General features: G+C 41.1%; 14 protein-coding genes and 4 pseudogenes. All 18 read right to left on the reverse strand.

The genetic code is table 11. The features are described from left to right. Positions 1-316: 316 nt before the first annotated feature. The 18 genes and pseudogenes from OVN21_RS03815 to mgtA all read right to left on the reverse strand — a co-directional run bounded on the left by OVN21_RS03815 (position 317) and on the right by mgtA (position 18,264). Positions 317-924, reverse strand: a pseudogene (locus OVN21_RS03815) (phosphoribulokinase). After that, entirely contained in the window at positions 921-1,517 is a 597-nt protein-coding gene (nrdG, locus tag OVN21_RS03820; RefSeq protein WP_267247352.1) for an anaerobic ribonucleoside-triphosphate reductase activating protein, read from the reverse strand. The pseudogene OVN21_RS03815 and the gene nrdG overlap by 4 nt, the downstream one beginning before the upstream one ends. Positions 1,518-1,521: 4 nt before the next feature. Then, the gene (locus tag OVN21_RS03825; RefSeq protein ID WP_267247353.1) at positions 1,522-2,022 is read right to left on the reverse strand and encodes a GNAT family N-acetyltransferase; all 501 of its coding nucleotides are present in this window, start codon (positions 2,020-2,022) and stop codon (positions 1,522-1,524) included. 43 nt (positions 2,023-2,065) lie between these two features. Then, positions 2,066-2,206 (reverse strand): hypothetical protein, encoded by a 141-nt coding sequence (locus OVN21_RS03830; protein WP_000521621.1) that lies wholly within the window; start codon positions 2,204-2,206, stop codon positions 2,066-2,068. Between the two features lie 11 nt (positions 2,207-2,217). Beyond that, entirely contained in the window at positions 2,218-4,428 is a 2,211-nt protein-coding gene (gene nrdD, locus OVN21_RS03835) for an anaerobic ribonucleoside-triphosphate reductase (protein WP_267247354.1), read from the reverse strand. 118 nt (positions 4,429-4,546) lie between these two features. Continuing rightward, a complete protein-coding gene (locus OVN21_RS03840) occupies positions 4,547-6,064 on the reverse strand; it encodes a damage-inducible protein CinA (RefSeq protein ID WP_267247355.1) in 1,518 nt (505 codons plus the stop codon). Between the two features lie 35 nt (positions 6,065-6,099). Next, entirely contained in the window at positions 6,100-6,243 is a 144-nt protein-coding gene (locus OVN21_RS03845) for a hypothetical protein (protein WP_000933184.1), read from the reverse strand. A 73-nt stretch (positions 6,244-6,316) separates the two neighbouring features. Next, positions 6,317-7,849, reverse strand: a complete 1,533-nt coding sequence (gene cls, locus OVN21_RS03850; protein ID WP_267247356.1) for a cardiolipin synthase — start codon at positions 7,847-7,849, stop codon at positions 6,317-6,319. Between the two features lie 283 nt (positions 7,850-8,132). Continuing rightward, the gene (locus OVN21_RS03855) at positions 8,133-9,284 is read right to left on the reverse strand and encodes an iron-containing alcohol dehydrogenase (RefSeq protein ID WP_267247357.1); all 1,152 of its coding nucleotides are present in this window, start codon (positions 9,282-9,284) and stop codon (positions 8,133-8,135) included. Positions 9,285-9,535: 251 nt separating this feature from the next. After that, a pseudogene (locus OVN21_RS03860) lies at positions 9,536-9,882 on the reverse strand (SP_0198 family lipoprotein); the annotation flags it as partial. An 87-nt stretch (positions 9,883-9,969) separates the two neighbouring features. Then, positions 9,970-11,220 carry a bifunctional folylpolyglutamate synthase/dihydrofolate synthase gene (locus OVN21_RS03865; protein WP_267247358.1) on the reverse strand — a complete coding sequence of 417 codons (1,251 nt, stop codon included), beginning with the start codon at positions 11,218-11,220 and terminating at the stop codon, positions 9,970-9,972. Between the two features lie 119 nt (positions 11,221-11,339). Then, a pseudogene (gene ltrA, locus OVN21_RS03870) lies at positions 11,340-12,593 on the reverse strand (group II intron reverse transcriptase/maturase). A gap of 762 nt (positions 12,594-13,355) precedes the next feature. After that, a complete protein-coding gene (locus OVN21_RS03875) occupies positions 13,356-13,661 on the reverse strand; it encodes a DUF1292 domain-containing protein (protein ID WP_000017624.1) in 306 nt (101 codons plus the stop codon). 15 nt (positions 13,662-13,676) lie between these two features. Further along, positions 13,677-14,096, reverse strand: a complete 420-nt coding sequence (gene ruvX / locus OVN21_RS03880) for a Holliday junction resolvase RuvX (protein WP_002876031.1) — start codon at positions 14,094-14,096, stop codon at positions 13,677-13,679. Between the two features lie 3 nt (positions 14,097-14,099). Then, positions 14,100-14,366: an IreB family regulatory phosphoprotein gene (locus OVN21_RS03885; protein WP_000507059.1), complete on the reverse strand. Its 267-nt coding sequence runs from the start codon at positions 14,364-14,366 to the stop codon at positions 14,100-14,102. Positions 14,367-14,452: 86 nt separating this feature from the next. Then, positions 14,453-15,022 carry an SP0191 family lipoprotein gene (locus OVN21_RS03890; protein WP_267247359.1) on the reverse strand — a complete coding sequence of 190 codons (570 nt, stop codon included), beginning with the start codon at positions 15,020-15,022 and terminating at the stop codon, positions 14,453-14,455. Between the two features lie 66 nt (positions 15,023-15,088). Next, positions 15,089-15,487 (reverse strand): transcriptional regulator Spx, encoded by a 399-nt coding sequence (gene spx / locus OVN21_RS03895; protein ID WP_000591165.1) that lies wholly within the window; start codon positions 15,485-15,487, stop codon positions 15,089-15,091. A 133-nt stretch (positions 15,488-15,620) separates the two neighbouring features. Then, a pseudogene (mgtA, locus tag OVN21_RS03900) lies at positions 15,621-18,264 on the reverse strand (magnesium-translocating P-type ATPase). Between the last annotated feature and the right edge of the window lie 54 nt (positions 18,265-18,318).

Raw genomic sequence — 18,318 nt, forward strand, 5'->3', positions numbered from 1 at the left:
TGATTGAAATCATCAAAGTGATTCTCTATCCCATCTTCTATTTTTTGCATAACAAATAGAGGTTTTTACCCCATTTTTTGAGATTTATAGTAAATTGAAATTAAAATAGTACATAACGACTGCTAAAACATTTTTAGAAACTAATTTGCACTCCCCAGTTGATTTGTCCATATCTTATTTCAATCCACTATATGTTACTCTATAGATGAAATCAACTACCGATTGGGCCTTCATCTTTCTTGAATATTTTCGATTCGGTCAATGAAACTGTTTTCCTATTTTTCTTTCTAAAATTACGGATTTTCTTCTATATAAATTAAATTCTCTTTACCTCACATTTATCTTCTGATTGTTTCACTAGAATGTCCGCCCTTGACTCAGTTTCTTTATAGTAGTGTAGATATTGCTCTCGTCTCATCTGATGGCTAGCCATTATAAAGGATGCATCGCGATTTCTCACTGCCGTATCTCGAGCTAGACGCCTCTTTAATTCTGTTTCTTCATCCGTGTAGAAACAGATGGTTTTGTCAAAGAGTTTCTCGGGTAGAAAGCCCACAGACATCCCTTCAACAATCAGAATTGGTTTGGCTCCAGATAAAATTTCGCTAGCCTTCCACGGTTCATCGATTGTTAAGACATCCATACCTGCCTGCAAGGCGAGAATATCTCTCTGTAAACTTGCCAGTTCATGCACCACTGGGAGACAAGCTGTCACCTTTTGATCTGGCGCTTGCTTTGGTACTACTAGGTGACGTTCTGAAGTGATACAGGAATCTGTTTCTAGTAAATTTACTTTAGAGCTTGATGTAATTCCTGAGCGAAGGTTGACTTGCATGAAGCCCCATGACCGTAGATCCCTAGCATCCTAATTCTTCCCGTTTCAATCTCTGAAACCAGTTGTTCTATCAGGTCTTTTTTCTTCATTCTCTCTTCACCTGTTCATAGCTTTCTTTTCCGTCATTAAGCTTGTCCCAAATCACTACTTGCCCACTTTGGAGCGATTTTTGTACATCGATGATGCGTTGATTGGACGAACCTCGAAACTGAAGCATGAGATTGCGCTTAGTTCGATCATACCGCCCATCGACAAGAATGTCAATCAGTGATAAGAGTTCCAGTTTATCTGGTGTCTCCAGCATCATTTCTTCCCAAGTGTAGCCGGTCCAGGACCAGATGTCTTTGTTTGGCAATTCCTTTCGGATGCGTTTAACAAGAGGCAAGAGAATGCCCGTATTGAGAAAGGGCTCTCCTCCCAACAAAGTCAAGCCCTGAACATAAGGTTGAGCAAGATCTGCCATGATCTGTTCTTCTAATTCTGCGGTATAGGGAATCCCAGCATTAAAAGACCAAGTCGCAACATTATAACATCCCTCGCAGTGAAACATGCAACCTGATACATAGAGAGAGTTACGCACTCCTTCTCCATCTACAAAGTTAAAGGCCTTGTAGTCAATGATACGCCCTTGACTAAGCTCCTCGCTTTTCCATTCACCTGGTTTTGGTGTATTCCATGTCATCCTTCTACTCCAAATCTATCCAATAACGTTCTACGCCATTGCGAACATCCTCAAGGAGACCTCCATTTGCTAGAATGACTGCTCTGCTAGCAGGATTATTCACGCTACAGGTCACAAGAGCTTTCTCGATGTTCTTTTCCTTAGCAACTTGCAAGCCCTGACGGAGAGCTTCCTTGGCATAACCTTTGCCTCTTTCTGATGGACGAATAGAATATCCTATATTCCCTGCATAATTCAGCAGTCCTTCATTCAGTCTCAATCGCAGATTCAAAAATCCTAGAGCACGACCTACATCATCAAATGATACAAATTGAATAGAAGGAACACGATTTTCAGGCAAGTTTATTCCCATCTCTTTATTACGGTTACCTTCTAGCCACTCCTCGTAAGAAAAATCCTCAACATCCCAAAAGCCCCCATCATGGGCTGAATGGGTCTGCTCAAACTCTGCCATCATGTCTAAAACAGCTTCTCTATCTACTATTGTCGGTCTGCGTAGTTCCATCCTTACCTCCCACTAAGAGAAAAGCGAGAGTTGACTCTCACTTTTATTTTTTCTTATTCTTGTTTAAAAATTGTTCTCTGAGGCTAAGCAAACGTTCTTTCTTACCAGCTCCGCCCTTAGAGTGTTTCTCGTGATAACGAGTTACTTGTGCACGTCCCTTATCATCTAATTGGTATTTCCCCATTTCATTTCTTTCTAATTTGTTACTTGATGCCCAGCTATTTTAATCGTTGAACCATTCATATGTTTCACACGCGCAGCGATTTCCTTGTGACGACCGTTGACCATCGGACGCGCTTGAGGATTGCCTAGATAGCCACAGGTTCGTTTCACCACATCTACTGTTTTAGGGTCGCTATTACCACAGTTGGGACAAGCAAAGCCCCTCTCTGTCGGTTCAAAATCCCCTTCAAAGTCACACTTATAACAACGGTCAATCGGAGTATTGGTTCCTAGATAGCCGACACGGTCATAGGCATAGTCCCAGACAGCTTCCAAGGCTTTTGGATTTTGCTGGAGGACTGGATACTCACAATAATGGATAAAGCCACCTGATGCACCTGCTTCCGGATAGACTTTTTCAAAGTCTAATTTTTCAAACGGTGTTGGATTTTTACGAACATCATAGTGGAACGAGTTGGTGTAGTATTCCTTGTCTGTAATATCAGGAATAGAACCGAACTTTTCTGTATCCAAGCGACAGAAGCGATCTGTCAAGCTTTCAGACGGTGTTGAGTAGATAGAGAAATGATAGCCATATTGGTCAGACCACTCTTCTACCCGACGTTTCATATCGCGAATGATATCCAGCGTGAATTCCTTGGCTTCTGGATTGTGTTCCCAGCTATTTCCAAAGAAGACTGTCGCTACCTCGTACAAACCGATGTAGCCCAATGAAACTGTCGCACGACGATTCTTAAAGAGCTGATCAACGCTCTCGTCTTTTCCAAGACGGCGTCCGAAGGCCCCGTACTGATAGAGAATAGGGGCGTTTGCTGGTGTTGCTTCCTTGGTCCGTTCAACACGGTAAACTAGAGCATCTTCTGCGATATTCATACGCTCGTTGAAGATTTCCCAGAACTTATTCATGTCGCCCTCAGACTCAAGGGCAATGCGAGGAAGGTTGACCGTCACAACACCTAGATTCATCCGACCAGAATTGACTTCTACGCCACCATTCTCATCCTTCCATCCTTGAAGGAAAGAACGGCAGCCCATAGGTACCTTGAAAGAACCAGTCAACTCGATAATCTTATCATAGGATAAGACATCCGGGTACATCCGTTTGGTTGCACACTCGAGGGCCAACTGTTTGATGTCATAGTTTGGAGTTCCTTCTTCCAAGTTAAGGCCTCTTTTAAGCGTAAAGATGAGTTTAGGGAAGATGGCTGTACGGTGTTCTGAACCAAGCCCCTTGATACGAATGGTCAAGATAGCTTTTTGAATTTCCCGCTCAAAACGACTAGTCCCTAGACCAAAACCTAGTGAAGTAAAAGGTGTTTGTCCATTTGAAGTGAAGAGGGTGTTAATTTCATACTCAAGAGATTGCATGGCATCATAGATGTCTCTTTGGGTTTTCTTCCAAGCATAATCATCCCGTTTTTCAGGCAAGACCCATTCTTCCGCATCTTTGAGGTGCTTTTGGTAATTCTTCTCTGCATAAGGTGCCAAGACTTCATCGATACGGTCAGCTGAACAACCCCCGTACTGGCTAGAAGCAACGTTGGCAATGATTTGCGAAATCTGAGCTGTCGCAGTCTGGATAGACTTGGGACTCTCTACCTCTGCATTACCAATTTTAAAGCCATTCTCCAACATGCCTTTAAAATCAATCAAACAGCAGTTGGTCATAGGTGTATAGGGACTATAGTCCAAATCATGATAGTGGATATCCCCTTTTTGGTGAGCATTGGCTACGTGCTTAGGAAGCATTTGCAATCCGATTGATTTCCCAACAATCCCTGCTGTCAAATCACGTTGAGTGTTGAAGACATCGCTGTCTTTATTGGCATTTTCATTGACAACTGCCTGATCTTTATTGAGAAGTTTATGAATGCTAAAGTTGATATCTGTCGCTTTTGAGCGCTCAAAATCCCTCTGTGTCCGATAAGTGATATACTCCTCAGCCAAAGCATATTCTTTGGCTTCGAGAAGTTCATGTTCTACGATATTCTGAATCTCATAAATCTTCACACCTTTAGGGAAACGACTGTGAATTTCGGTAACGATTCTTTCAACTAGACCATTTAGGCGTTTTTCTACTAGAGGCGTAACGTCCATAACCTTTTCCGCCGCCTTGTGGAGAGCCTTGTCAATCTTGTCTACATCAAATACTACACGTCTACCATCTCGTTTTTCAACGAACAAGGTGGGAACGGTTGCAAGCTTTTCTTCTAATACAATCATATCCATGCTCTTTTCTAAAATGTTGTTCTATGAAGTATTATACCACTCTAAAAATAAAAATCAATATCTTGTGGTAAAAATCCTAAAATTTTTAAAATTCCACAAGATATTGATTTTGTTATTTGGATTTATAAAGCTTAAACTCGCTAGTATCTGTCTGAACAAGCTCATAGTTTTCACTGAGCCAGCTCTCTACATCTGACCACAAGGCAACTTTTTGATTGACCATAATCATCTTCGGTTCATTCTCCTTCAGGTCATTCATCAGTTTGGTTTTATTTTCGTCACTTGCAGTATAAAGTGTTGGGGTCACTAGAGAGGTCGGTGCTAAGCGTTCACTTGTACGATAGAAATCTGGACGATCATCCCATGCATAGACACGCTCTTCAGAACTCGTCTGTTGTTTGACTACGCTAGCAAGTCGCTCTCTCTCCTGATAAGTCACCGGGTGCGAAAGGTAGCGACTCGCGATAGGGAGAACAATGAGGTAGGCAAGGGCAATCAGTGGTAGATAGAAATTTCCTTTGAGGAAAGAGGTTTTTTTCTCACGTCTTCTTCTACGACGACTGCCTCCATCAGAAACATTTTCTTTGATCCCTGTCAGAAGGAGTAGGGTCAAGAAAGGAAGGAGAATAACGAGACGTGTACCATTGACAGGTTCTTTTGAGAAAACCAAGAGCCCCAAAGAAAGCAATAAGCCCAAACTAGCAGCAATTGATAGGGAATACTGCTTAGCTGGCTTTGACTGGAATAAACCAGAAAAGAGCAAACTAAGGGAACCTAGCCCAATAGCAAGTAAGCCGTAGAAGGCTGCATTTTCAAGCAAATGTGCATTTGAAAAGAGGCTAAGAGTATTTACTGGATACAAGACCTGGCTAATGGCATCCCCAAAACTACCTGTTAATACTGTATAGTAGCCCAAAGGATAGAATAAGAGTGAGAAGCCTAAGGGTGACGCAAAAAATTGATATAAGCCATGAACAAAGTGACCTTTGCCTAAGTTAAAACCGATAATTCCCAAGGCTAGTGTAGCTGCAAATAAGGCTGTTGGGATTGGCGCAAGGAAGAAAGCGAGAGCAAGGCTCATACCAACACGTAAAAATCCTTTGTCATCGTTTGGATAAGCTAGATAGTTCGTAACAATGCTAAGTGAATAAAATAGGAAAGGCAAGGCTAGCAAGAGAGCATAGCCACCACCAAAAGCGAGACCTGCTACCAACAAATTAAACACAAACACAAGCTGCTTGGCTTCTTCTACACGGCCCGTAAGAGTATCCGCAGATTTAAAAAGAAAAACACCTGCTCCAAACAAGGCCAACCACTCAACCAAAGCAATCAGAATACTGCCTTGTGAAAGATAGGTAAGCAGGTAATAGAGCAATCCCTCAGTCCCAAAATAATCTGTATATATTTGACCATTTTGATACAAGGCCCAACCGGTATAAAGTTCCTGACTTTGTTGCGGGCTTGCTAAACCAAAAATAAGGGGGATAACCACAGAAATAGCTGTAGCCGCTAAACTCCAAAGCAAGATACTAAAAAAGGGAATCGGAGCTCCTTCTCGCTTTTCTGGAACGAACCAGTCTTGGTAATAAGATTCTTCTTTTTTCTCATCTATTTTCCCGTATACATTCATTCAATTTCTCCTCTAAGTTTATCTGTTTTAGTATATCAAAATCTTACAGGAATGTCAGCTTGGGATTGATATTTGCTGAATTTCTTATCCAATAGCGCAAAGCGTTCGATTTCACGAAAACGGTGAAATCGACTATTTCTATACTCTCTGATAAAATCATCATCTTCTAGATTAAGCATGGTTTTCTCCTTTACTTATCTATTCGTAAGAAAACAAAAAAGATCCAGCCTTGGGCTAGATCTTGATGGATAGTTAGAGCATAGGCGCAAACAACTGGACAATTTCCTTGATCAGGCTTTGATACCAGCTTGTTTTGATGGTGTGGGGATAAATTTCTTGAGAAACTTTAAAAATCTCTTCGAAGTCCCTTTCAATATCGATGATGGACTGCGTCCTATAAAGCAAGACGGCATTTTCATAGTGGTGAAGCAAACTCCGATAGTCAAAATTGATGGTTCCCACAGTAGCTGCCTCTCCATCGACAAGCATTTGCTTGCTATGAAGGAATCCCGGGCTGTACTCATAAATACGAACCCCTGCAGATAACAAGTCTGGATAGGCTCCTCGGGTAACTAACTGAATAACCTTCTTATCTGGGATACAAGGCGTCACAATTCGCACATCTACCCCTCTCAGAGCTGCATTTTTGATACTTTCTGTTAAATCATAGTCAGCAATCAGATAGGGAGTCGTGATGTAGACGTAGTCTGTAGCTTGATTGATAAGATTTTGATAGACCGTTTTTCCAACCTGAGATCGGTAGATGGGTTTTGGCCCGCTACTGTAGGGAATACAGAGCCCCATCCCATCTTTTGGTTGATTCTCGAGATGGTATTGGTCAAAGTCGCTAATTTCCCCACGGTTGATATACCAGGTTGACAAAAAGAGTCTAGTAAAAGCCTTAACTGCTGATCCATCCAGGCGAATACCGCTATCCTTCCAATAACCAAAGCGTTCGATATGGTTGATATATTCATCTGCCAGATTGACACCACCTGTATAGGCAATTTGACCATCGATAATCATGATTTTACGGTGGTCACGGTTGTTATAGGCGACGGTTAAGCGCGGAATCACCTTGTTAAATTTGTGGGCTTCAATTCCTCGACCGCGAAGGTGAATGGTATAATCTCCAGGCAAGGTTGCCATACAACCAATATCATCATAAAGGAGCTTCACTTCTACCCCTTGAGCTGCCTTTTCTTCCAAAATTTCCAAAATACTATTCCACATCAAACCTTCTTCGATGATATAGTATTCAAGAAAGATAAACTTCTCGGCTTTTTTGAGATCCTCTAGCATCTGATGCCACATACTTTCACCAGATGCAAAAAATTGTGTGTCCGTTCGATTATAGACATCGGCATTCGTGTCCATGCTGAGGAGAGATTTGATAACCCCATAAGCCGACTTGTCCTGCTCTTTTAACTCCAAACGGAGAGCTCTGCTATTATCCTCTCGGTGAACCATTGATTGGAGCTGCTTTAGCTGCTTCATTTCTTTTTTAGATGAACGGCGTTCTCCAAACATGATATAGAGTAAGGGGCCAAATACTGGCACAAAGGCTACTAACAGCCATGTTACCTTACTCTCAGGATTCATGGACCGATTGACAATCGATACAATGGTCGCTAAACTCACTAAAATGACTAGGATAATCCAGACAATCGGAGCCATCTGCCCTAGATAGAGAAATAAACCAAAAACGATAAATAATTCTGCCAACATAATGGTAATGCTAAAACCATATTTGGACATGAGTAGCTGTATTTTTCTAGCTGTCATACATCTCCTTTCTTTTCTAACATTCTCCTTAACTGCTTAATAAACTAATATTTCTACTAGTATACCTCAGTTTAGGGGTAGATGGCAACCTTTTACCTTTTTCTATTCAAACCATTCCAAGAACTGCAAGATTCTTAAACTACTCCTTCACTATATCATGCGCTATCCCTTTTTATACTTTTAACTAGGATAGTAAGAGGCTTAAAAAGAACTACCAAAATGATAGTTCTTTCCAATATTATTTGTATTTTGAGGAATAAGTCTCTTCTACTCTACTTGATATTTAGAAGAGTTCTTTGTAGAGAGCAATGGTTTCTTCCAGAGTTGGCATAAATGGATTTCCAGGTGCACAGGCATCAATCAAGGCATTCTTAGAAAGGTAGTCAAAGTCAAAGTCTTTTTCTTGGATACCGAGTTCAGTCAGTTTCTTAGGAATACCTACTGTTTCAGACAGTTTCTCAATTTTAGCGATAGCATAGGCAGCACATTCTTGGTCTGATTTACCTTCCACATGAAGTCCCAAGGCCTTGGCAACATTGCGGAAAGCTTCTGGTACACGTTTAGCATTTTCACGTTCTATAACTGGTAGCAACATGGCACAGCAAACACCGTGTGGCAAGTTATATACTGCGCCGAGTTGGTGAGCCATTGAGTGAACATAGCCAAGACCAGCATTATTAAAGCTCATACCACCAAGGAAGATGGCATTGACCATACCTTCACGCGCTTCAATATCGTGTCCGTTTGCTACCGCACGAGGAAGGTATTCCTTGATAAGCTCAATAGCACCAATAGATAGTTTCTTGGTCACATCATAAGCACCCGGTGTTACCAAGGCTTCGACAGCGTGGGTCAGAGCATCCATACCAGTAGCAGCAGTCAAAGCTTGAGGTTTTGAAATCATCAATTCAGGGTCATTGACAGAAATCAAGGCAAGGCTATTCTTATCAACCATTACCATCTTAACCTTGCGTTCTTCATCGGTAATGACATAGTTAATGGTAATTTCTGCAGAAGTTCCTGCCGTTGTATTGATAGCCACAACTGGCAAGCCTTTTTTAGCAGACTTATGAAGCCCCTCATAATCCTGTGGTTTTCCACCATTTGTAGCCATGATAGAGATACAACTAGCTGCATCCTGTGGAGAGCCCCCACCAAGACTGATAATAAAGTCACATCCATGCTCTTCCAAAGCAGCAACCCCATCTGTGACATTCTTACAAGTAGGGTTTGGCTCTACATCGCTAAAGATGACATATTCGATTCCTTCTGCATCTAGCGGTTTTAAAACCTTAGGCAAAATGTCACTTCCTTCGATGAACTTATCTGTCACCAAAAGTGCCTTTTTATAGCCAAGTTCCTTGATATAAGGACCCACTTCATTTACAACACCTTTACCAATAAGGTTGACTGCCGGAACATAAAATGTAGCCATATAATTTTCCTCCTGCGTATTTGCGCTATTTGATTATTTACCATAAGTATACGACCTTATAAGAAGTTTTACAAATTTTTATAAGCGCTTTAAACAAAAAGTTAGTAAAGAACAGACAGCCACTTTTTCAAGAAAAAAAGCTCCAAAAAGACAGATTTCAGCTCATTGGAACTTTTACTTACTCATTATTGCTTCGTTAAGACTACTCGGTCTGATGTCTCTCGGTCCATGTCATCAATAATCATTTGATTACCATTAACCGCGTAAATTTTAACATCATCACCGATAATGACACGTTGATTTCCTTATCTCCATCTGACTCGACCTCAGTCCATGTACCAGTTTTACCTGTTACAACAAGAGTAATCTGGTCATTCTCATCTTTTCCAGTGTAGGTACCATCGATGTTAGTCGGTTGAGCTACAGTCGTGTCTTGGCTTGAGGGTGCCTGTGGTTGACTAGCACTGGTTGCAGCGCTAGAAGATGATTGCTGTTGACTAGATGGCTGGGTAGGTGCTTGTTCCTTAGGTTCACAAGCTGCTAAAAGACTAAGAATTGCTAAAGAAGCAATAGAAAGTGTGAATATTTTCGTTTTCATAGCGATTCCCTTTCTTTTATGCTAATGTATTTCTAAAATCGTTTTCGAGTTTTCCTATCTCCAGTATAGCAACTTAAGTCTAGAAGCTCAACTAATCTCATGCTCTCCCACCAAACCCGCTCGTACTTCTGAGATAAAGTAGAGTGAGCCCGTCACGAAAAGTAAGTCCTGATCATTGGCATTTTCTTCAAATTCGCTGATAAAATCACGATAAGAGTCAACCAGTTTATAACCAGAAACATCGCTTTCTTTTATAGAACCTTGGTAATCAAAGCCAGTCACCTTGACTTCCACCTCTGGCAAAACATCCGTTAAATAACCTAGCATCCCTTGATAATCCTTGCGTTTAAGAGCTCCAAAAAGGACACGAACCTGGTGACCTTGCTGGATTTTCTCCTGGATAAACTCGACCAGACGAGTTAAAGCTGGAAGATTGTGAGCCCCATCTAGATAGATCTGTGGACGAATCCGTTCCAATCGACCTGCCCAGTGTGTCTCCTTCAAGGCCTGTCTCACAAGCTCTTCTTCAACTTTTTCCTCTCTTGATGCCATAAACAGAAGAAAAGTTTGTAAAGCCAAGGAAGCATTTTCTTGCTGATAAGCACCTTCCAAACCAATTTCAAGCTGGGAAAAACTTGCTAGCTTACTTGAAAAATCCCCAGCTTTCAAAGCGAAGTCTCGCCTAGCTTGGTAAAGGTCTACATCTAACTCTCTTGCTTTGCTTTGGCAGACAAGCTCCGCTTCTGGAGAAAGCTTGGCAATGACCGCCTTCTTTCCAGCCTTGAAAATACCAGCTTTCTGCTCTGCTATTTCTTCCAAACTATCGCCCAAGGTCTCCTGATGATCTAGACCAATCGAAGTAATAACTGCAATCTCGCATGTTACGACATTAGTCGTGTCAAGCAAACCACCAATCCCCACCTCTAGCAGGACTAGATCCACTCCCTGCTCTTTAAAGTAAAGCAAAGCAATCAAGGTCAACAACTCAAAGAAAGACAATTGATCATGTGTTTCTAAAAGAGTTTTTTCCATCTCCTTAACTTGGTTAGCTATACGGATAAAGTCTTCATCTGCGATTGATTGCCCATTGATACAGATTCGATCATGGATACTGATGATATGAGGAGAGGTAAAGGTGCCAACTTTTTTACCATGAGCTACGAATAGCTCCCTCATAAAGGCAATAGTTGACCCTTTACCGTTAGTCCCTGTTACGTGGATAATAGGATAAGTCCTCTCAGGATTCCCCAGCAAATCCACCGCTCGCTGCATTCGTCCAAGTCCAGATCTAAAGTTTAAACCAATTCGACTATGAAGCCATTCTTCTACTTCAAACATACATATCTCCTTAACAAAAGTCCACTCAACTACCGCATCAAAGTATGATTACAAATCGAGTAGGGAGGACTTTCTCCTCCCTCTCACACCACGGAGCGTGCCGTTCGGCACTCCGCGGTTCAATTCAAATAGTAATCTAAACAACTAATGAGTCCTCGTTTTGCGAGGATTTCTTTTGTTATCTTGCGAAGTCCCGCTGTTTTGGCTGCCGCCTGATAATAGTCTGTAAATCCTACGGATTGTCTAGCCATCCACTCTGGTACACCTAGCTTTCTTAGTCCCCACATCCTGTTCTTGCTAGTTTTCCATTGTTTCCATATAACTATCCTCATACGATTACGAAGATGTTTGTCTATTTTAGTCATATTTTGTTTCATCTTACCTATCCTAAAATAGTTTATCCATCCTCTTATCACCTGATTTAATCTCAGTATCCTCTAGTCCATAGGCACTGACCACGAACGATAGGTTAGTTTCTTGAGCTTTCTCTTGAATCTGTTTATTGAATCTTTATGTGGTCTGGCTTCCCATTTTCCATTCATTTTCACAAAGCCAAATCCTAGGTACTTGAGCCTTGTTGGTTTTGTGACTTTGGATTTAGTAGCATTTACCTTAAGGCTTAGCTTCCTCTCTATCCACGATGTGACCGTATGCATCACTCTATTTGCAGCTGCACTGCTTGCAACGGTTATTATACAGTCATCTGCATATCTAACAAAGTGCAAGCCTCGTGCTTCTAACTCTTTGTATAGTTCATTGAGCATTATCTTACTAAGCAAAGGGGATAAGTTACCTCCTTGCGGAATTCCTATAGTGGTTTCTTCGTATTTCCCTTTTACCATAACTCCTGCTCTTAGATACTTAGTTACAAGAGATATTACATCTGGGTCTTTCACCGTTTTACCTACCAAGTACATAAGCTTGTCCTGTGGTACGTTATCGAAAAATTTTTCTAGGTCAATATCCACTATGTATGTGTATCCATCATTTAGATATTCTAGTAGCTCTACTATTGCTTGTTGTGCTCTTCTACCTGGTCTAAAGCCATAACTATGTTCACTAAATTGTGGCTCAAACATTGGTATTAGAACTTGGGCAATTGCTTGTTCTATGATTCTATCTACTACTGTTGGAAGTCCAAGATTTCGTACTCCACCGTTTGGTTTTGGTATTTCTACTCTGAGTACTGGTTGTGGTTTATATTTCCTTTTCAGGATTTTCGTTTTGATATCTATCCAGTTTTCTTTGAGGTATTTGTTAACATCTTCGACGCTTATACCATCTATGCCTCCGGCACCCTTATTGGCTTTTACCTTTTTGTATGCCATTTTCATATTTTCTCTGGATAATATTTGGTTCATTAGTTGTCCCATAGATTGTCTCACTTTCCTAATTTTCTTTTGTACATATTAGTCCTAGCTCCTGTGAAATGTTCACTCCGTTACGTCTTTGCTACTATGTTTCTTGTCGGACTTATATACTCAGTTTGATTAAGTCACTTTGACTTTTAGAATTGTTCAGCCCTTCGCTCCATTTCCATTACAGAAACTTCCCCACTACTATGGCTTCTGCTGACTTCTCACAGTTCGTTGTTACTAGGTTTTCCCTCTGTGAGACCTCACGGGATAAGTCGTCAGTCTTTCCTCATCTACCTGCCTAATTTACTTACATCAGTTACGTTTGCCTTTTGGACTTTGTGACTTTATGCCCACTCATCCTTTATGTAAGCCTTGATATTAGGTTTCTGTACGTCAGGCTACGATTTTGCTATTGCTTCTTCTCGCCATCACCTCACGATGATAACCTTGCAAGTTGCTATGAGGTTCGTCGGAAACTACGCCCTACGTGGACTTTCACCACAGACTGACGGCATGCCCGTCATACATAAAAAGCGAGGTCGGGACAAAATCCCAACCTCTTACCTGGTTAGCTAATCACTAGCTACTATGAATTTCAACGTGGACTAAAAACAACCTCCGGACTTACTGACGGTTTTTTGTTTTTAGCGTAAGGGTAAAAATATCCCCCAGACGTTCCTGCGTTTCTAATTTCTGGCGCAGGGCTAAAAACATCCACTGGATGTTCCAACTCTTCCAATTTTTAGGAGTTGGGCTAAAAACGTCCCCCGGACGTTTTTACTCCTCCATAAAGCTGTTGAAGACTTCTTCAATCATGTTCCATTCGTCTTCTGAGTCTTCTGGGATTGGTTGTAATTCGCCTTCTGTTCCGTCTTCATTTTCGATAAATGAGTAGGCTTGGATTTCAACTTCACCATTTTCATCTTCTTCTGCATTAACTGGCACTAGCAGAACATAGTTTTTTCCAAATTCTTCTTTCCCATCGATAGTCAAAAGAATTTCAAACAAGGTTTCATTACCTTGCTCATCTACTAGTGTAATCAATTCACGTTCTTCGTGGTCATGGTTGTGATCGTGTGACATAGTTTCTCCTCTGTCTTAAAATTTTCTATCTAAATAATTTTGCAAAATCAGCTGAGCAGCCAGCTTATCAATAACTTTCTTGCGTTTGTTACGGCTGATATCTGCTTGTTCAATCAACATACGCTCCGCAGCGACCGTTGTCAAACGCTCATCCTGATAGTCTACTGGCAAACCAAAGAGTTCTTCTAATTTTGCTCCATAGGCTTGACTAGCTTCTACTCGCGGACCGCTGGTATTGTTCATATTTTTAGGCAGACCTACTACAAAGCGTTCCACCTTATAGCTGTCAACCAATTCCTTGATACGGTCAAAACCAAACTGACCTTGATCCTCATTGATTTGGATGATTTCAAGTCCCTGAGCGGTGAAGCCTAGGGGATCGCTAATCGCCACCCCTACTGTTTTTGAACCGACGTCCAATCCCATAATTCTCATAGATTATAGATCGACTCCTTGTCCCTTAAGGTAGTAGCGTACCAATTCTTCAACAATCTCATCACGCTCATACTTACGGATTTGATTTCGTGCATTGTTGTAACGAGGAACATAGGCAGGGTCTCCACTCAATACATAACCGACGATCTGGTTAATCGGATTGTAGCCTTTGTCATTCAAAGAAGCATAAACATCTGTCAACGTTTCGCTAATTTCTTTCTTATTGGAATCATCCAATTTAAACCGCACAGTTTCTTCAGTAAATCCCATTCTAACACCCTCTTTCCTTAGAATAGTACTATTATAGCACATTCCCTGACGTTCTACAAATAAGTCAGTCTATTTATTTGGATTTTCTATTGTTCTGTCGCCCCATTTGCCACTCTATCTGCGATATATTGGCTAGGTTCGTTTTTTAAGAGATTTTCAAGACCGATATTTTTTAAATATTCTAGCTGAGATGCCTTTTTGACATCCAATACTTGAAAATCATAAGTCGTTGTAGTCTGGATTTCTGTCTCGCTGAGTAGCTTGGTTTCCAGTGTAAATCCTGCTAGTTTGCGCGCCTCTTGGATGGTCTCATCCTTCTCTTCAGCTTCTAGAACCGCTTTTTGCGTCTCCTCTAGGCCATTTTCAGAGATAAAGGTCTTGAGTTCATCCCCGACAGGTCGTTTTTGCTGAATAGTCAAGGTCAAAAATTGATTGCCTTTATAGGTAATAGTCTGAATCTGCTGCGTTCCATTTTCTGACTTCGGCATCAACAGGGTCTTGGTGACAACCGTATTCTTTTCGGCATTGTCTAAAACGGGAAGATTTGATTGGAGAGGTTCAGATGCTGTTGTAGAAGCAACAGAAGTTTCCTTTTTTTGCCCACATCCCGCAAGCAAAAAGAGGAGAGCAAAACTAGCAATTAGTAACTTTTTCATAATTCCTCACATGATTTCAAAACAAAAGAGCAAACAAGACCAGGAGTCACTCCCAGCCTTGATGTTTTATAGAGCTGCACGTAGACGCGCTTCTGCATTTTCTACATTACGGACAGAGCGTGGTAAGAAGGCACGGATATCATCTTCTTTATAGCCGACTTGCAGGCGCTTCTCGTCAACGAGAATCGGACTCTTTAAGATCCGTGGTGTTTCCATGATTAAGTTGAGCACTTCATTGACACTCAAATCCTCGATGTCAACTCCAAGTGCCTTAGCGTAGCGGTTTTTTGACGAAACGATACTGGCAATTCCATTATCTGTTTTCGTGAGAATATCTAATAACTCTTCTCTTGTAATTCCTTCTTTACCGAGATTTTGTTCTTTATAACTTAACTGGTGGGCATTGAGCCAGGTTTTCGCTTTTTTACAGCTAGTACAACTTGAGACTGTATAAATTTTGATCATGTACCTACCCCTTTCGCTACATGTTACTATCAGTTTAGTCTATTATACCATAAAAAGCATCCGACTTGCGACCTATTTTTAAAAAAATTTAACTTTTCCGCGATTTTCGTACTTTTTTCTTGACAAATTCAATTTATAACCAACTTCTAAATTTTTTGATATAGATTCGTTTCACAATTGTAACACTTATCATATAAAGAATAATTATCAAAAGCAAAAAGAGGAAATAAATTGGTTTCAAAGGGGTTAAACGAAGGAGGTTAGCAATTGCAGAATAGGGAAGGAAGGTCACAAAGGCTGCAGCCAATAAGGTTGTCACAAGGACTAGCCAAGCTGGACGACTTTGTAAAAAGGGAATTTTGGCTGAACGCAGCATATGAATAACCATGGTCTGGGACCACATGGACTCGATAAACCAACCTGTCTGAAACAAGACAATAAAGCCTACGGCCGACTCTGCTCCATGAACATAGGCATGACCTGTCGTCATGCGTACAATGATAAAATAAAGCGAAATGAAGGTCAAAATATCAAAGGCAGAAGAAATCGGAGCCATCCAAATCATAAAGCGAGTAATAGACTTGGCTTCCCACTTATGAGGATGCTTCAAAAAGTCTTCATCCACATTATCAAATGGCAAGGGTATCAAGAAAGGTCATAGACTAGGTTTAACACAATCAAGTGAATCGGAGCCATAGGGAGGAAAGGTAAAAAGATACCAGACACTAAGAGCGAGAGAATATTCCCGAAATTAGAGCTGACCGTCATCTTGATATATTTGGTCATATTGGCATAGACCTTACGCCCTTCAACAAGTCCTTTTTCAAGTACCATGAGATCCTTATCAAGTAGGATAACATCAGCTGTTTCTTTAGCAATATCTACTGCTGTATCAACAGAAATCCCCACATCTGCGACTTTCATGGAAGGGGCATCATTGATCCCATCTCCTATATAGCCGACACAATGTCCATTAGATTTAATTTGTAAAATGATTCGTGCTTTTTGATCCGGAGAGAGTTTGGCAAAGACGGTCACATGTTCAACTGTTTGGGCCAACTCTTCGTCCGCCATAGCATCAATATCAGAACCCAACAAGATTTGATTAACGTCTAAACCAACTTTTTCGCATACTGCTTGGGTTACCTTCTCATTATCCCCAGTCAAGATCTTGGTTTGAACACCATACTCTAATAAAGCTTGGATAGCAGGTACTGCTGATGGTTTTGGTGGATCTAGGAAGGCAAGATATCCTGTTCGAATCATCTCCTTTTCATCTTCAACAGAGTAAGCAAAACCTTCCTTTAAGCCTGTTTTATAGGCGACTCCCGAGACTCGTAAGCCCTGTTGATTGAGTTGGTCTTCCACTCGGATATCATCCGTCAGAGGGCTAATCTGACCTTTATATTCCACATGGGTTGAAATCGCAAGCATTTCCTCTAGGGCACCCTTGGTTACCAAACTAACAACTTCGTTCTCATCCTTGACGATGACACTCATCCGTCTGCGTTCAAAATCAAAGGGCAATTCATCTATTTTTTGAAAGCTAGTTTCCAATTTTTGTAGAATAGCGTGTTCTTTAGCTTCTTTTTCAGTTCTACTGATAATGGCACGGTCCATCAAGTTTTTCAAACCGGTTTGAAAATAGGAATTGAGGTAGGCTCGTCTCAACACAGATAAATCCAAATCTCCATGTATATCCAAAGGATATTCAAGGACAATTTCGTCTTGGGTAAGGGTTCCGGTTTTATCCGTGCATAGGATATCAATAGCACCTAGATCTTGGATGGCATTGAGTTTTTTAATGACGACTTTTTCCTTGGCCATGATAATGGAGCCTTTTGCTAGACTGGCCGTGATGATCATGGGAAGCATCTCAGGTGTAAGCCCAACTCCTACGCTCAAAGCAAATACGCCAGCCTCTAACCAATCTCCATCCGTCAAACCATTGGAAAGAAATACGATGGGAACCATGACCAACATCAAACGGATTAAAAACCAGGAGATACTGTTCATATCCCGTTCGAAAGAGGTGGGCTCGTCATAAGTATAGAGAGTCTGCTCTATTTCCCCATCATGGTGTCATCACCAACTGCTAAAACCACAGCCTTGGCACTACCAGACAAGACATTGGTTCCCATAAAGGCGAGCGCTTCTGCTTCTAGCAGACTATCAGATTGTTGAACTGTTGCCTTGGTCAAGGTCAATTTTTCAACCGAATCACTTTCACCTGTCAAACCAGACTGTTGAACAAAGAAATCACGTGATTCAATTAAAATGAGGTCTGCTGGAATCATATCCCCAGCACTCAATTTAACCACGTCACCCACTACCAAATCATCGATAGGTACTTCTTGGATTTCTCCTTGACGAATGACAGTCGCTGTGTTGACAATCATTTTTGATAGATTGGTCGCAGCTTTGTCACTTCGCAGTTCTTGGACAAAGCGTATGCCACCAGAGATTAGAACGAGAACGACGATGATGATAGAGGTCGTCGGATCTTCTTGTCCAGGCTTCGCCAACCAGACATTGGTCACCATGGAGATTATAGCGATGACGAGGAGGATGATTGTAAATGGATTGATAATAGATTCGTAAATCTTTTTAAGGATACTGTCTTCTTAACCCTTGGTGATGGTGTTTTCACCATATAAATCACGATTCTTTTCTATCTGTTTCTCAGTTAAGCCTGTTAGACTTGCCTTGTAAAAAGATAGAGTTTCGTTTAAAGGTGTATGAATAGCTGCTGCTAATCTTTCTTTTGTAGTTTTCATTGGTTTCTCCTATCTGTATGAATGATGTGTTTCATACACAGAGACCAATCACTT

Origin of the sequence: Streptococcus sp. Marseille-Q5986, from assembly GCF_946902915.1 — a bacterium.
Taxonomy (GTDB): Bacteria; Bacillota; Bacilli; order Lactobacillales; family Streptococcaceae; genus Streptococcus.

Coding starts and splice junctions, on each gene's coding strand:
- nrdG (WP_267247352.1), bottom strand. CDS start 1,517: ATGACATGGAATACACCAAAACCAGGTGAATGGAAAAGCGAGGAGCTT.
- OVN21_RS03825 (WP_267247353.1), bottom strand. CDS start 2,022: ATGGAACTACGCAGACCGACAATAGTAGATAGAGAAGCTGTTTTAGAC.
- OVN21_RS03830 (WP_000521621.1), bottom strand. CDS start 2,206: ATGGGGAAATACCAATTAGATGATAAGGGACGTGCACAAGTAACTCGT.
- nrdD (WP_267247354.1), bottom strand. CDS start 4,428: ATGATTGTATTAGAAGAAAAGCTTGCAACCGTTCCCACCTTGTTCGTT.
- OVN21_RS03840 (WP_267247355.1), bottom strand. CDS start 6,064: ATGAATGTATACGGGAAAATAGATGAGAAAAAAGAAGAATCTTATTAC.
- OVN21_RS03845 (WP_000933184.1), bottom strand. CDS start 6,243: ATGCTTAATCTAGAAGATGATGATTTTATCAGAGAGTATAGAAATAGT.
- cls (WP_267247356.1), bottom strand. CDS start 7,849: ATGACAGCTAGAAAAATACAGCTACTCATGTCCAAATATGGTTTTAGC.
- OVN21_RS03855 (WP_267247357.1), bottom strand. CDS start 9,284: ATGGCTACATTTTATGTTCCGGCAGTCAACCTTATTGGTAAAGGTGTT.
- OVN21_RS03865 (WP_267247358.1), bottom strand. CDS start 11,220: ATGTTTGAAGTAGAAGAATGGCTTCATAGTCGAATTGGTTTAAACTTT.
- OVN21_RS03875 (WP_000017624.1), bottom strand. CDS start 13,661: ATGTCACACGATCACAACCATGACCACGAAGAACGTGAATTGATTACA.
- ruvX (WP_002876031.1), bottom strand. CDS start 14,096: ATGAGAATTATGGGATTGGACGTCGGTTCAAAAACAGTAGGGGTGGCG.
- OVN21_RS03885 (WP_000507059.1), bottom strand. CDS start 14,366: ATGGGATTTACTGAAGAAACTGTGCGGTTTAAATTGGATGATTCCAAT.
- OVN21_RS03890 (WP_267247359.1), bottom strand. CDS start 15,022: ATGAAAAAGTTACTAATTGCTAGTTTTGCTCTCCTCTTTTTGCTTGCG.
- spx (WP_000591165.1), bottom strand. CDS start 15,487: ATGATCAAAATTTATACAGTCTCAAGTTGTACTAGCTGTAAAAAAGCG.